Consider the following 13,209-nt stretch of genomic DNA (forward strand, 5'->3'; position numbering starts at 1 on the left):
GGACAAGGGGGCGGCGCCCCCTTGTCGCCGTTCCGCAATGATAAACAAAGTTTATCTGCGAAATCTCCTTTATCTTTCAAAAACGGTGCAAGGGGTGAGAAATGCGACAGCATTTCGAGGGGAGGCGGACACGACCGCCTCCCCTTCTTACAAGGTTTTGGTAACTTACCCTCAAAAACGTTCCGGTGGAACGTTTTTGACAAAGTATTTTTTGTATGGATTTGTACACATTATACAATTGTCATTTCTTTTTCGACAGACTGACGGGGCAGCTTATCAAAAGATAGGCTGCCCCGAACTATTTTTACTGTGCATAATCCCTGTCAAAGGTAATGACCGTCCTTGCACCTTCGCCGTAATTTTCACGGGCAAATCGGTCAAACTCGCCCTTGATATCGTCTGTTTTGGTTTTGCAGTCATATGGCACCACCACGTCAAATATCAGCGTAGGACTGCCGCCCCCGGCAAGCATTCTGAAATCGTGGATATTAAGACCGCCGTATATGCCCTTTGCAAACTCCTTCAAAGCGTCCCGTATCGCCATAGCCTCCTTGTTATTTACATCAAGGGGATCCATATGTATTGTCATCATAATACCAAGTCTGTCGTTTATGTCCCGTTCTATCTCGTCCACCAGCTCGTGGATATCCGCAAATTTCTCCTCGCTGCTTGCCTCGGCGTGACAGCTCGCTATCATATTGCCGGGACCGTAGTTGTGAACCACAAGGTCGTGTATGCCGAGGATTCGTTCGTCTGCCATAACGATCTCCTTTATTTCGTTAACAAGCTCCTTGTCCGCAGGCTTGCCCAAAAGATCGTCCACCGTATCTCTCACAATGCCGAAGCCTGCCTTGATAATGAATATGGAGACCGCAATACCCATAAGTCCGTCAATGGGGAGATCGGTGAAAAGGGAAGCCGTAAGACCGATAAGAGCCGCCGCAGTAGCAATAACATCATTCCTGCTGTCCTGAGCGGTGGCAAGCATAACAGAAGAATTGACCCTTTTTCCAAGCTTGCCGTTAAATGCGGACATCCACAGCTTCAAGAGAATAGAAGCGATAAGCGATACCACAGAAGCAATGCCGAAGGTGACCTCCGCAGGACTTACAAGCCTCTCCGCCGAGGATTTAAGAAGCTCAAAGCCCATAAGGAAAATCACCGCCGCAATTATAAGTGACGTGAGATATTCCACCCTGCCGTGACCGAAAGGGTGATCCTTGTCTGCAGGCTTTGCCGCCATTTTGTAGCCTATCATAGTAACAATGCAGCTTGCGCTGTCGGAAAGGTTGTTGAATGCGTCGGAAATAACGGAAATAGAGCCTGACAAAGTGCCTATTATGTACTTGACGGTAAAGAGCAGGATATTGCAGGCAATTCCCACGCCGCTGCTCAGAACACCGTACTTTTCCCTTACCTTTATATCGGTAACATTGTCCTTGTCCTTGATAAAAAGCTTAACTAAAAAATCGGTCATAAAAACCACCTTTCATTGTATATATAAACTGCTTGCAGGAAATTCTTTCATATCCTACATAATATTACCACAAGTAATATTATTTTGCAATAACTATAAAAAAATTTTACGCTCTGTAACAAATAACAAAACGGTTAAATTTGAAAAAAACTGTTGTAGTAAAAAAAAATATATGCTATAATAAGATATATAATGCGAAAAATATCCCCAAAAGACAAAGACAAGTCGGGAGATCATACAACATACAAAAGGAGAAAAATAACAATGCTGTTTACAAAGGAAATAGGAATTGACCTGGGCACCGCAAACACCCTTGTTTATATGAAGGGCAAGGGAATTATAATCAGAGAGCCGTCGGTGGTGGCGGTGGACTCACGCACCGAGGAGCCTAAATATGTGGGACAGGAAGCCAAGGAAGTCATCGGAAGAACTCCCGGCTCAATTACCGCAGTCCGTCCCCTCAAGGACGGAGTTATCGCAGATTTTGAGATAACCTCCGCAATGCTTGAGGAATTTATCAGAAAGGCTCTCAAGGGAAGCTTCTTCTTTACCAAAGCAAACGTTATAATCTGCATACCCTCGGGAGTTACCGCCGTTGAGCGCAGAGCCGTGAAGGAAGCCGCAGAAAACGCAGGCGCAAGACGAGTTAACATCATCGAGGAGCCAATGGCGGCGGCTATAGGCGCAGGTCTGCCCGTTTCCGAGCCTGCAGGCTCAATGATCGTCGATATCGGCGGCGGCACATCGGAAGTTGCCGTAATATCTCTGGGCGGTATCGTCACCTCAAGAAGCGTCCGTATCGCAGGAGACGCATTCGACAGCGCAATAATAAACTATATCAAGAAAAAATATAACCTCCTCATAGGCGAACGCACCGCCGAGAATGTGAAAATAGCCATAGGCTCCGCATTCCCGCCCGACAAGACGGAAAAGGAAGAAGAAATGGAGATAAAGGGCAGAAACCTCTTAAACGGTCTCCCCGAGAATATCACCGTTACAAGCGTGGAGATAAGAGAGGCACTTGCAGAACCGCTTACCCACGTGGTGGAGGCAATAAAGACCACACTTGAGAAAACTCCCCCCGAGCTTGCGGCGGATATCATTGACCAGGGCATAACCCTTGCAGGCGGCGGCGCACTTATCAAGGGGCTTGATAAGCTTATCAACAGGGAAACGGGAATGCCCGTAAATATCGCAGAGTCACCGCTTGACTGCGTAGCCGCAGGTGCAGGAAAGGTGCTTGAGGATATCGAGAAGCTCCACGAAGTTCTCAATGATGACGCAAAATATTATTGATAACGCAAAACAAAATAATAACGCAAAACTAACCTAAAGCCAAACACTAAAAGTTTCGCTCAAGCCTTTCCCAAAGGCTTGCAGGGGTCAAGGGGGCGGCGCCCCTTGTCGCCCTCCGCAGAGGGCGAAACTCCTTATCCTTAGAAGAGCTCCGCAAAGGGGTGAATTTTGAAACAGTCCTGTGGACTGTTTCAAAAGAGGGGAACGCCCTGCGATAGAGGGCGTTCCCCTGGGATTGTTAAGGGCTTGCCCTTAACGCAATGCGCCTGTGGCGCATTGTTGACTGACCCAAACAAAGTAACATTAAAGCCAAGCAAGTAACATTAACCAAAAACCGAGTTCCAAACCAAGTAACGTTAAATCCAAACAAGTAGCATTAACCCCAAAACCAAGACCCAAACAAAGTAACATAAAACCCAAGCAAATCCTAAGCCAAAAAATCAGGGTGTAAACATATGAAAGAGTTTTTCCACTCAGTAAAATTCAAAATAATCATAGCCCTGACAGCGGTGCTTATCGGGGCGATGATATATTCCGTAACAACGGGCGGATATTCCTCGGGAAGCAATTATCTTTTCGAGGTCATTTTCGAGCCTGTGCGGAGCCTTTCCTCGAAAATATCCGATAAGGTGTCCACATCTCTCGATATGGTGATAAACGCCGAAAAATACTATAACGAAAATCAGCAGCTCAAGGCTCAGCTAAACGCCATCTATAACGACGTCATAGACTATGACAAGGTGCTCCAGGAAAACAAGGAGCTTCGTGTTATGCTTGAGCTTAAAGAGGAGTACGATAATTATAAATTCTCTCCCCCCTGCACCGTTATCGCCCGTACCACCAATGACCCCTACGGCTCATTTACCGTTGATAAAGGCTCGGCGGACGGCATTGAACCCGGCGACCCCGTGGTTACCGAAACGGGCATCGTGGGAGTGTGCTTCGAGGTCTCACCCTCCACAAGCAAGGTGAGGACCCTTTATTCACCCAAAACTGCCGTGGGCGTGTACACCGTCCGCACCAAAGCCGAGGGAATTGCCGAGGGCGGCTACGATCTTGCTATGAAAGGCAGGATACGAATGAGCTACATCAGCAAGGAAAGCGACATCACGGAGGGCGACGTGATAGTTACCTCGGGAAGCGCAAACTACCCTGCAGGTCAGCTTATCGGAACAGTTGAATCGGTGCAGATGGAGCAGAACGGCTTGTCGAAATATGCTGTCATAATCCCTGCGGAGGACCCGAACACGATCACCGGCGTTTTCGTCATAACCGACTACACCCTTGACGAGGTCACCGCCATAAAAACAGGAAAGCAGCCGGAGGAAACGGCAGATGAACATTGAGCTAAAAAAGAAAAAAGAACGCCGCAACTATATCATAAGGCATACTCTTTTTATCCTGCTTATGGCGTTCTGCTACGTTTTCGTCTCCTCGGTGAATACGGGAGGAACGCTGCCCCTGCTGCTTATTCCCTGCGCCGTCTGCTACGCCGTAAGAGAAGCGCCCTTTGACTCGGTGCTGTACGGCTGCGTGTGCGGACTGCTCCTTGACTCCGCTTCGGGGACTCTCACAGGATTCAACGCACTTATACTGATGTGGTCCTGCCTGATGATATCCCTGCTGTTTCACTATGTCCTGAGACGGCATATCCTTAATTTCCTGTGGCTCGATATGGCGGTGATATTCATACAGTCAATGCTCCATTATCTTTTCTTCTACCGCCTGTGGGAATTTGACCTGTCGGGAATGGTGTTTAAAAAAATATTTATCCCCGAAATGATATGGACAAACATCTGGGGAATAGTGCTGTACTGGCTCACGGGAATAATATCAAGAGGATTTGGCACAGTTACGGAGCACTATATTGAGGAAAAGTCAGAGGATATCGTAAGAGAATAAAAATCATTTTCACGAAAGGAATGTATATAAAATGATAAAGCACATCGTAATGTTCAGGCTGAAAGCTACCGAGGGCAAGACCGCAAGGGAAAACGCCCTTGCCGCAAAGGAGCTGGCTGATAAGCTGCCCTCCCTTGTTCCCACCATCAGAAAAATGGAAACGGTCATCAACTCCGAAGACGCTCCAGACAGCAATTTCCACATTGCCCTTATCTGCGACTTTGATGATATGAAAGGTCTTGACGAGTATCAGAACCACCCCGAGCATAAAAAGTTCGGCGCATTTATCGCAGGTATAAAAGAAGAAGGCGGCAGAGCCTGCATTGACTACGAATACTGATATGAGCGATAATGTGAGGAGGGGATATGTTCCCGAGGACATAAGGGATTTTTCCGATAAGGCAGTCCCCGTTCTCAGAAAAGCACTTTCGGATATAGCCGAGCTGCTTGACCGTGGCTATCCCGTAAAGCCTGCAAGCACATTTGTGGGAAATCATTATCAGCTCACCGAAAGGCAGCGCCTTGCCCTTGCAAGAGCCGCCTCATCAAAGAATAAAATTGCCCTGAGAAGGTCAAAGCAGCAAGACAGCGCACCCGATACCGTAAATATAGACGGTCTTAATATCATCATCACCCTGGAGACTGCTCTTTCGGGAACCACCCTTTATCGCTGTATGGACGGCACAGTCAGGGACCTTGCGGCAATGCGGGGAGCCTATCGCATTATCGGGCATACCCATACAGCAGTAAGACTTGTGCTTTCCTACCTTGAGGAAAAGGGGGCGGGGAATGCGTGTTTTTACCTTGACGCCCCCGTGTCCAATACGGGCAGGCTAAAAAGTCTCATACTTGAAGCGGCGGAAAGCTCCCCCGTAAATGTAAAGTGTGAGCTTGTGCCAAATGCCGACACCGTTTTAAAGGACAAGGACGGTGTGATAACCACCGACGCAATAATTTTAGACGAATGTCACGGCTGGTTTTCCGCCGCCGCAGATATAATAAGGGAAAAACTCCCGCAAACAAGAGTTATAGACCTGAGCTAATCAACTCACGAAAGGAAGTCAAACCAATGAGCCTTATCACCGCAAAGAAGATCAAAAAGGACTACACCTACTGGAAATGGCAGATAAACGCCAACGAGACCTTCACCGAGGAAATGACCCTTTTCACCCTGACGGGAAAGGGTGTTACATACGCATTTGCCGCTCTTGAAAGCGGACATCTTGCACATATCTATTATGGCAAAAGAGCCGATGACGAGGACCTTTCCTATCTCCTCCGCCTTGACGAGGGCCCCTTTGTCCCCAAGGTAAACGAGAGGGATATGGGTACATTTATGGACACCACCCCCTTTGAATATCCCGCTCACGGCACAGGCGACTACAGAGAGCCTGCAATTATGCTGATGGACAACAAGGGAATGTCCGCCCTTGACCTGAGATATGTTTCCTATGAAATTACCAAGGGAAAGCCCATACTTGAGCAGCAGCTCGAAGATATGACCGTCCGTCTCCCTGCCACCTTTGCAGAGGAGAACGAAGCGGAAACCATTGCCATTACTCTTGAGGACAAGCGCACAGGGCTTAATGTTATCCTTTATTACACCGTATTCGCAGACCTTGATGTTATCACAAGAAGCGTGAAGCTCATAAACAAGGGAGCGGAAGCTTTTGACGTAAGACGTGTGCTTTCCGCCTGCATTGATTTTGATTCTGACAAATACGACTTTATCACACTTAACGGCTCCTGGGCAAGAGAGCGTGTAATGGAGCGGTGCAGGCTCCATCACGGCAAGCAGAGCATTGATTCCGTCAAGGGCGAGTCCTCACATCAGAACAATCCCTTTGCGGCTCTCGTTTCCCATACCGCCGACGAGGATATGGGCGAGGCATACGGCTTCAACCTTGTTTACAGCGGCAATTTCCTTGCCGAAGCGGAGGTAACTCAGCATAAAAAGACCCGTTTTGTAATGGGCATAAATCCCTTTGACTTCTCCTGGAAGCTTACCACCGGGGCAGAATTCACCGCTCCGGAGCTGGTGATGGTTTATTCCTCTGAGGGCATAGGAAAAATGTCCCGCACCTTCCACGACCTCTACAGACAGCACCTTATCAGAGGAGAATACAAGGACAAGCGCCGTCCCATTCTTATAAACAACTGGGAGGCTACATATTTCAACTTTGACACCGACAAGCTTATCGACATTGCAAAGCAGGCTTCACAGCTTGGCATTGAAATGCTTGTAATGGACGACGGCTGGTTTGGTCACAGAGACAGCGACAACAGCTCCCTTGGCGACTGGTTCGTTTACGAAAAGAAGATAAACGGCGGTCTGAAGCACCTTGTGGACGAGGTGAACAAGCTGGGAATGAAGTTCGGCATTTGGTTCGAGCCTGAGATGATATCCCCCGACAGTGAGCTTTTCAAGGCTCACCCCGACTGGGCTATCCAGATAGAGGGTCTGCCTATGACACAGAGCCGTCAGCAGTATGTTCTCGACTACAGCCGCAAGGAAGTAAGAGACTGCATTTACGGTCAGATGAAGAAAATTCTTGACAGCGCAAATATTGAATACATCAAGTGGGATATGAACAGACAGCTTACGGAAGTCGGCTCAAACGCCCTGCCCGCTGACCGTCAGAGGGAGCTTTGGCACCGCTATGTGCTTGGCGTTTACGATGTGATGAACAGGCTCACCACCGATTATCCCCATATTCTCCTTGAAAACTGCTCGGGCGGCGGCGCAAGATTTGATGCGGGTATGCTTTTCTATTCCCCTCAGATATGGACTTCCGACGATACCGACGCTATCGAGAGACTCAAAATCCAGCACGGCACATCTATCTGCTACCCTGCTTCCGCAATGGGCGCACACGTTTCCGACTGCCCCAACCACACCGTTGGCAGAAGCACACCCTTCTCCACAAGAGGAAATGTTGCAATGGTGGGCACCTTCGGTTACGAGCTTGATGTTACAAGGATACCCGAAGCAGACAGGAACGAGATACCCGGTCAGATAGAGATGTTTAAAAAGTACAATCCCCTTGTACGCACAGGCGACCAGTACCGCATAGGAAATGTGTTTGAGGATAATATGTGGGACGCCTGGATGTTCGTGGCAAAGGACAAGAGCGAGGCTGTTTTCACCTTTGTTCAGGTTCTCGGCAGACCCAATTACCGCAGCAGGCGTATTAAGCTCAAGGGTCTCGACCCCGAAAGGAAGTACAAAAACCACGAAACAGGAGAGGTACACACAGGCGCTGCTCTTATGAACTGCGGCATAAACGTAAATCTCTCGGGAGATTTCCAGTCCAAGGTGGTTTACTTTACGGCTGAGTGATTTACGTATTGTAATATTTTTTTAGATTTATACAGATAATAAAAAATCCGTCCGTTTATACGGGCGGTTTTTACTATTTGTAATATTTCGGATTATTATACTGATATTTATAGAGTCCATAAAAATAGCAATAATAAAGACATCTATACAAATAGTATTATCATTTAAAATTATACTACTTATTATACATTATCACCCTACATCGCCCCATAATGAAACAGCCCCTCTCCGCAGTCGGAAAGGGGCTGTAATAATATCATTCCATAGCAAACCAGCGGGGCAAAGCGTCCACAAAGACTTCGTCAAGCTGATAGCAGCCGTTTTCGTTGTAAGTACCCGAGGGAATTACAAGCTGGGCAGGTGCGGAGGTGTTCTCAAGCACATAGTTTATGGCAGGCTTATCTTCATCGTAGTCATATTTTGTGATGTCCGTTTCGATGTCGCTGTTGATGATTTCGGTGAAAACCGTGTCCAGACCGTCACGAAGAATTCCTCTGCAGCCCGAGTTCAGAAGCTCTGCGGCAAGATTTCCCACGACCTTTGCACGGTATTCCTCTCCGCCGTTGTAATTCGGATAGCACATCACCTTTCTGAGAGTATTGGTGTCAAGAAGCTGATTTCCGCTCCTCAGAACAATGGTCCTGCCCGAGGCAGCGTCCTCAATGGTGAGATCATAGGGAATGTCATAGTCCACATTGCCCATAAAATCGGAAAACAAAGTAAAGCTTGAAGCCGTAAATTTCATATATCTGTCAACGGTGATCCCCGTAAACTTTTCAACTGCTCTTTTGGCTTCGTAAGTACCGCCCAGACGGTAAAATTCATAAAGGGTGTTGGCGTTTCCGTCCAGCTCGCAGGCAATGTCCGTCTGCAAAGGCACAAGCACTGCCTTGTTGTCGGCAGGAGCGAATCTTGCCAGCAAAAAGCTTGTGGAAGTCTGGGATTTTGAGTCCTCATATATGAAAAGAACAGTTCGTCCTTCTCCGAATATTGGAGCATATTCCTCGCCGCCTGCAGAGGCGTCCTGCATTACAATATCGTCCATACCGTCTGTCTCAGGCTCTTTGTCAAGATACTTTGTGATTACCAGATATCCGCCGCCGCCGATAAGCAGGAGAGATATGATAATGGTTAGAAAATAAGTTGCCGCTATTTTGGCGGATCTCTTTGACATAAGCATTTTCCTCTCTTATATACTAAAAGTAATATTTTCGGTTATGCTACCTTTCGTATAATGTGCAGTATTACTGCACCCTACTTATATTAGCACAACTGAATTCATTTTGCAACAGAATATCCATTTTGATTACTAATTGTAATTTTTTTGTAATAATTTACACCAAACAAAGGGACATTTTCCCCTATTTTTTCATTTTTTACTCAGCATATTCATACGGAAATAACAATTGCATAGTATAATTATATGAGAATATTTTGTCAAAATAAATGAAAGGCAAGCGTCAGACAAATGGAAAAGTCCTTATATCCCGGGATAGCGGCGATCGGAGCGCTGCTGCTCACAGCGGCAGCTATATCCGCCTCAATAATATATGTAAAACGGCAGCCACTTATTGACGAGGAGACCGTTCCTGCGGAAACGATATATACCCGTGAGGAGAAGACCGCCGACAGCTTTGAGCGTGGAGACAGCTTCACCACGCCCTACGGCACTTTTACGCCATTTGACAGCGTTATGGATATAAACGAATATATGACCAAAAATCCCGTTATCCTCACAGAGGAAGAGACATTGCCTTATATCTGCGGCGAGAACGGCGACAAAGAAGAGGTACTTGCGGCTGTTCAAAGCCTTTCCGATGAGATATGCAGGAATGCCCAAAGCGATTACGAAAAAGCAATGGCTATTGCAATGTGGGTGGGAGTGAACACCGCCTATGATTTTGACGCAGCGGCTGTCTCGGCGGATCTGAGCGTTACGAGCCTTGAAGCGATAATAGAAAATAATTTCCGCACAACCTGCGGCGGCTTTGCAAATCTCTATTCCGCCCTTTGCAGCGCACAGGGCATATACTGTCTTAATATGAAGGGCGGCACATCTTCCGACGGATATACAAGAGCACAGCTTGAGACTGCCCCTGCAAATCACGAATGGAATGCGGTCTATATTGACGAACAATGGTATTATACGGACTGCACCTGGATATCAGACCGCAGCTATGAAAACGGCGAGTTCTTCGGCGGCGGCGATATCAAGCCCTTTTATGCTCTTTTCGGCTTCGGGGAAATGAGTGTTGAACATAGAATTGACAGGTGCGAGTATCGGGATTTCGGAGAAGACTGAGCCTGCTGACGTCTTGCTGCATAGTTTTGCTTTAGGCAAAGGTATAAGGCTCGCCGGCGGGTCAATTTCTTTGAATAATTTAAGCTGCTGAAAAAAGTTATTATGAGCGATGTAAAGCTGATTTACTATGAGCATATACATTTGATGATGAGCCGGACGAATTTGGCGGCTTCATTTTGATAAAATATATATTATAAGTATATTTGTGATAATTTATACTTAAAGTATTATATACTGTCACGATTTTTACACAGGTCAGATGTTATAATAAATTTGAAAATAAATACAAGACTCATTTGGTCTTGATTTTTGCGGCACATATGGTATAATTAGAATATGATTTATTCAGAGGAGGACATTTATTATGGCTGAAAAGAAAAAGGCGGCGGAAAAGCAGGCTCCCGTTAAGCTTGCTTCGGCGGAGGAGAAGAAAAAGGCTCTTGACGCTGCCATCGCTCACATAGAAAAACAGTACGGCAAGGGTGCGGTAATGAAGCTGGGCAAGGCTCCCGATTTCAATGTGGACGCTATCTCCACAGGCTCTATGACCCTTGATATGGCTCTTGGCATCGGCGGCGTTCCCAGAGGACGTATTGTCGAGATCTACGGACCCGAAAGCTCCGGTAAGACTACCGTTGCGCTCCACGTTGTGGCTCAGGCTCAGAAGCAGGGCGGCGAGGTGGCTTTCATTGACGTTGAGCACGCTCTTGACCCTGTTTATGCTCAGGCTCTTGGCGTTGATATCGACAATCTTCTCGTTTCCCAGCCCGACAGCGGTGAGCAGGCTCTTGAGATCGCTGAGGCTCTTGTGCGCTCGGGTGCGATCGACTGTATCGTTCTTGACTCGGTTGCGGCTATGGTCACAAAATCCGAGATCGAGGGTGAGATGGGCGAAAATCACGTGGGTCTTCTTGCCCGTCTTATGTCTCAGGCTATGAGAAAGCTCACTTCCGTAATTTCCAAGTCAAACTGTGTTGCTATTTTCATCAATCAGGTACGTGAGAAAATTGGCGTTATGTACGGAAATCCCGAGACTACTCCCGGCGGCCGTGCGCTCAAATTCTACAGCTCTGTCCGTATCGAGGTAAGAAAGGGCGAGACTATCAAGGTAGGCTCCGAGGCTATCGGCGCAAGGACTAAGTGCAAGGTGGTAAAAAACAAGGTATCGCCCCCGTTTAAGGAGTGCGAGTTTGACCTTATCTTCGGCAAGGGCATTGACAGAGTGGGCGAGGTATGCGATCTTGCTACCGATCTTGACATTATCAAAAAGAGCGGTGCCTGGTTCTCATACAACGGTCAGAAGATCGGTCAGGGACGTGAAAATGCAAAGGAATTTCTGCGCTCCAATCCCGACATTATGAAAGAAGTCGAGGACAAGATCAAGGAGAACAGGGACAATATTGTTATGGCTTCAAAGAAGAGCAAGAAGGACGCCGAGAAGGCTGCTGCTGCGGAAAATGCTGCGGCTTCGGCTGATGCCGAGGCAGAGGAGACTGCCGCAGAGACAAAACCTAAGGCTGCGGTGGACATTGACATTGACCCCGATGACGATTACGAGGAGTTTACTCCCGTTGATACCTGATGACAGTTTCGGAGATTTCGCCCTTTAAGGGCAGTATGATGTGCGTTACCCTGACGGGCAGCGGTCTTTCGCAGGAGATGAAAATTTACATACACTCGGATATTATCCGTCAGAGCGGCGTTTCAAAGGGTATGGAGATATCCGAGGAGGAGGCGGACAGGCTCATTTATCAGAATGACCTGCGCCGTGCCCGTGAGAGGGCTTTGTATCTGATGGAGTCGAGAGACCATTCCTACAGGGAGCTTTTTGACAAGCTGGAGAAGAATTATCCGGAGGATATTTGTTTTGAAGTGTGCAACCGTCTGGCAGAGCTGGGGGTCATCAACGACAGGCGGTATGCGGAGAAACTTTGCAGGCAGCTTTTTGAGGTGAAGAAGCTGGGGCGTTATCGAGTGAAGCAGGAAATGCGGCTCAGAGGGCTTAGTTCCGAGATAATTGAAGAAGCTATGGAGAATTTCGCTGAGGAGGACGAGCCATATGAGCGCCTTGAAAAGCTTGTGGAGCAGAAATATGCAAGGTATCTGACGGACAGAAAGGGCGTTCAGAAGGTGAAGAATGCCCTTGCCCGAAAGGGGTATTCCTTTGGGGAGATAAAAGAGGTACTGGAGCTTTATGATCTGGATTTTGATGACTGAGCGGTGATTTTATGAAAGGCTCTGAAAAGGATCTGAACAGGCTTTTGCTTTCGGGGGTGCTGCTCATTGCTTCGGCGGCGGTGCTGATAGTTGGGGGACTTATCGGCGAAAAGCGTAGTGCCGATATGCCGGAAGTGGAGATAATTGAGGCTGAGAGCGTGACAACGGGGACGGCGGCGGTTTCGGAGCGTGCTGACAATGTATCTGTCGGCGCTGTTTCGGAACCGGCGGTCACCGCTGTTTCCGAAAAGCTTATGATAAATATCAATACGGCGGATGCAGAGGAACTGATGAAGCTCAAGGGCGTGGGGGAGAAAACTGCTGAAAAGATCATTGAATACAGGGAGCAATGCCCTTTTGAGAGCACCCGGGACATTATGAATGTGAGCGGTATCGGGGAGAAAAAGTTTGAGGATATAAAGGATATGATATGTGTTTAGGTGAAATGTGACAAGAGAATGCGAAAAAATGTCGGCAAATGACAGCAATGCGCCGAAAAAGAAAAAATCCCTTGACAACGGGAAATAAATATGTTAAGATAATAAAGCTGTCGGTGATGAAAAGAAAAAATCACCGAGAGATACACTCAAAAAAATTGAAAAAAGATTTGAAAAAGGTCTTGACAAATCGAAAAGAGTGTGATATAATAAAAAAGTTCTCTCCCGAGAGGAAAGA

Annotated in this window: 13 protein-coding genes; 11 read left to right on the top strand and 2 right to left on the bottom strand. The window is 47.3% G+C overall.

All coding sequences use genetic code 11. The features are described 5' to 3' along the window. Positions 1 to 304: 304 nt before the first annotated feature. Positions 305 to 1,477, bottom strand: a complete 1,173-nt coding sequence (locus tag ACR0QN_RS12705; RefSeq protein WP_432651591.1) for a cation diffusion facilitator family transporter — start codon at positions 1,475 to 1,477, stop codon at positions 305 to 307. Between the two features lie 267 nt (positions 1,478 to 1,744). Here ACR0QN_RS12705 and ACR0QN_RS12710 point away from each other — a divergent pair, with 267 nt between their 5' ends. The 6 genes from ACR0QN_RS12710 to ACR0QN_RS12735 all read left to right on the top strand — a co-directional run bounded on the left by ACR0QN_RS12710 (position 1,745) and on the right by ACR0QN_RS12735 (position 8,015). Further along, entirely contained in the window at positions 1,745 to 2,773 is a 1,029-nt protein-coding gene (locus tag ACR0QN_RS12710) for a rod shape-determining protein (protein WP_432651602.1), read from the top strand. Between the two features lie 455 nt (positions 2,774 to 3,228). Then, a complete protein-coding gene (gene mreC, locus ACR0QN_RS12715) occupies positions 3,229 to 4,119 on the top strand; it encodes a rod shape-determining protein MreC (RefSeq protein ID WP_432651592.1) in 891 nt (296 codons plus the stop codon). After that, positions 4,109 to 4,675 carry a rod shape-determining protein MreD gene (gene mreD / locus ACR0QN_RS12720; RefSeq protein ID WP_432651593.1) on the top strand — a complete coding sequence of 189 codons (567 nt, stop codon included), beginning with the start codon at positions 4,109 to 4,111 and terminating at the stop codon, positions 4,673 to 4,675. The genes mreC and mreD overlap by 11 nt, the downstream gene beginning before the upstream one ends. A gap of 31 nt (positions 4,676 to 4,706) precedes the next feature. Continuing rightward, a complete protein-coding gene (locus ACR0QN_RS12725) occupies positions 4,707 to 5,015 on the top strand; it encodes a Dabb family protein (RefSeq protein ID WP_432651594.1) in 309 nt (102 codons plus the stop codon). Between the two features lies 1 nt (position 5,016). After that, positions 5,017 to 5,718 (top strand): DUF434 domain-containing protein, encoded by a 702-nt coding sequence (locus ACR0QN_RS12730; protein WP_432651595.1) that lies wholly within the window; start codon positions 5,017 to 5,019, stop codon positions 5,716 to 5,718. A gap of 113 nt (positions 5,719 to 5,831) precedes the next feature. Further along, on the top strand, positions 5,832 to 8,015 hold the full coding sequence (locus ACR0QN_RS12735) for an alpha-galactosidase (protein WP_432651603.1): 2,184 nt from the start codon (positions 5,832 to 5,834) through the stop codon (positions 8,013 to 8,015). Positions 8,016 to 8,271: 256 nt separating this feature from the next. On the opposite strand, the gene ACR0QN_RS12740 is transcribed toward ACR0QN_RS12735, so the two are convergent. Then, positions 8,272 to 9,189, bottom strand: coding sequence for an LCP family protein (locus ACR0QN_RS12740; RefSeq protein ID WP_432651596.1), 918 nt, complete (start codon positions 9,187 to 9,189; stop codon positions 8,272 to 8,274). 294 nt (positions 9,190 to 9,483) lie between these two features. Here ACR0QN_RS12740 and ACR0QN_RS12745 point away from each other — a divergent pair, with 294 nt between their 5' ends. The 5 genes from ACR0QN_RS12745 to ACR0QN_RS12765 form a co-directional block, all read left to right on the top strand. Beyond that, positions 9,484 to 10,317: a transglutaminase domain-containing protein gene (locus ACR0QN_RS12745; RefSeq protein ID WP_432651597.1), complete on the top strand. Its 834-nt coding sequence runs from the start codon at positions 9,484 to 9,486 to the stop codon at positions 10,315 to 10,317. Positions 10,318 to 10,681: 364 nt separating this feature from the next. Then, positions 10,682 to 11,899, top strand: a complete 1,218-nt coding sequence (recA, locus tag ACR0QN_RS12750; RefSeq protein WP_432651598.1) for a recombinase RecA — start codon at positions 10,682 to 10,684, stop codon at positions 11,897 to 11,899. Further along, positions 11,899 to 12,534, top strand: a complete 636-nt coding sequence (locus ACR0QN_RS12755; RefSeq protein WP_432651599.1) for a regulatory protein RecX — start codon at positions 11,899 to 11,901, stop codon at positions 12,532 to 12,534. Before recA ends, ACR0QN_RS12755 begins: the two co-directional genes overlap by 1 nt. Before the next feature lie 11 nt (positions 12,535 to 12,545). After that, entirely contained in the window at positions 12,546 to 12,974 is a 429-nt protein-coding gene (locus tag ACR0QN_RS12760; RefSeq protein ID WP_432651600.1) for a ComEA family DNA-binding protein, read from the top strand. A 38-nt stretch (positions 12,975 to 13,012) separates the two neighbouring features. Next, on the top strand, positions 13,013 to 13,209 hold a 197-nt coding region (locus ACR0QN_RS12765; protein ID WP_432651601.1), incomplete at its 3' end, for a hypothetical protein.

The organism is Huintestinicola sp. (genome assembly GCF_050874005.1).
In the GTDB taxonomy this organism is placed as follows: domain Bacteria; phylum Bacillota; class Clostridia; order Oscillospirales; family Ruminococcaceae; genus Huintestinicola.

What these genes read in the sequence shown, in the direction of transcription:
- ACR0QN_RS12705 (WP_432651591.1), bottom strand. Translation starts at nt 1,477, where the DNA reads ATGACCGATTTTTTAGTTAAGCTTTTTATCAAGGACAAGGACAATGTT.
- mreC (WP_432651592.1), top strand. Translation starts at nt 3,229, where the DNA reads ATGAAAGAGTTTTTCCACTCAGTAAAATTCAAAATAATCATAGCCCTG.
- mreD (WP_432651593.1), top strand. Translation starts at nt 4,109, where the DNA reads ATGAACATTGAGCTAAAAAAGAAAAAAGAACGCCGCAACTATATCATA.
- ACR0QN_RS12725 (WP_432651594.1), top strand. Translation starts at nt 4,707, where the DNA reads ATGATAAAGCACATCGTAATGTTCAGGCTGAAAGCTACCGAGGGCAAG.
- ACR0QN_RS12730 (WP_432651595.1), top strand. Translation starts at nt 5,017, where the DNA reads ATGAGCGATAATGTGAGGAGGGGATATGTTCCCGAGGACATAAGGGAT.
- ACR0QN_RS12735 (WP_432651603.1), top strand. Translation starts at nt 5,832, where the DNA reads ATGACCCTTTTCACCCTGACGGGAAAGGGTGTTACATACGCATTTGCC.
- ACR0QN_RS12740 (WP_432651596.1), bottom strand. Translation starts at nt 9,189, where the DNA reads ATGTCAAAGAGATCCGCCAAAATAGCGGCAACTTATTTTCTAACCATT.
- ACR0QN_RS12745 (WP_432651597.1), top strand. Translation starts at nt 9,484, where the DNA reads ATGGAAAAGTCCTTATATCCCGGGATAGCGGCGATCGGAGCGCTGCTG.
- recA (WP_432651598.1), top strand. Translation starts at nt 10,682, where the DNA reads ATGGCTGAAAAGAAAAAGGCGGCGGAAAAGCAGGCTCCCGTTAAGCTT.
- ACR0QN_RS12755 (WP_432651599.1), top strand. Translation starts at nt 11,899, where the DNA reads ATGACAGTTTCGGAGATTTCGCCCTTTAAGGGCAGTATGATGTGCGTT.
- ACR0QN_RS12760 (WP_432651600.1), top strand. Translation starts at nt 12,546, where the DNA reads ATGAAAGGCTCTGAAAAGGATCTGAACAGGCTTTTGCTTTCGGGGGTG.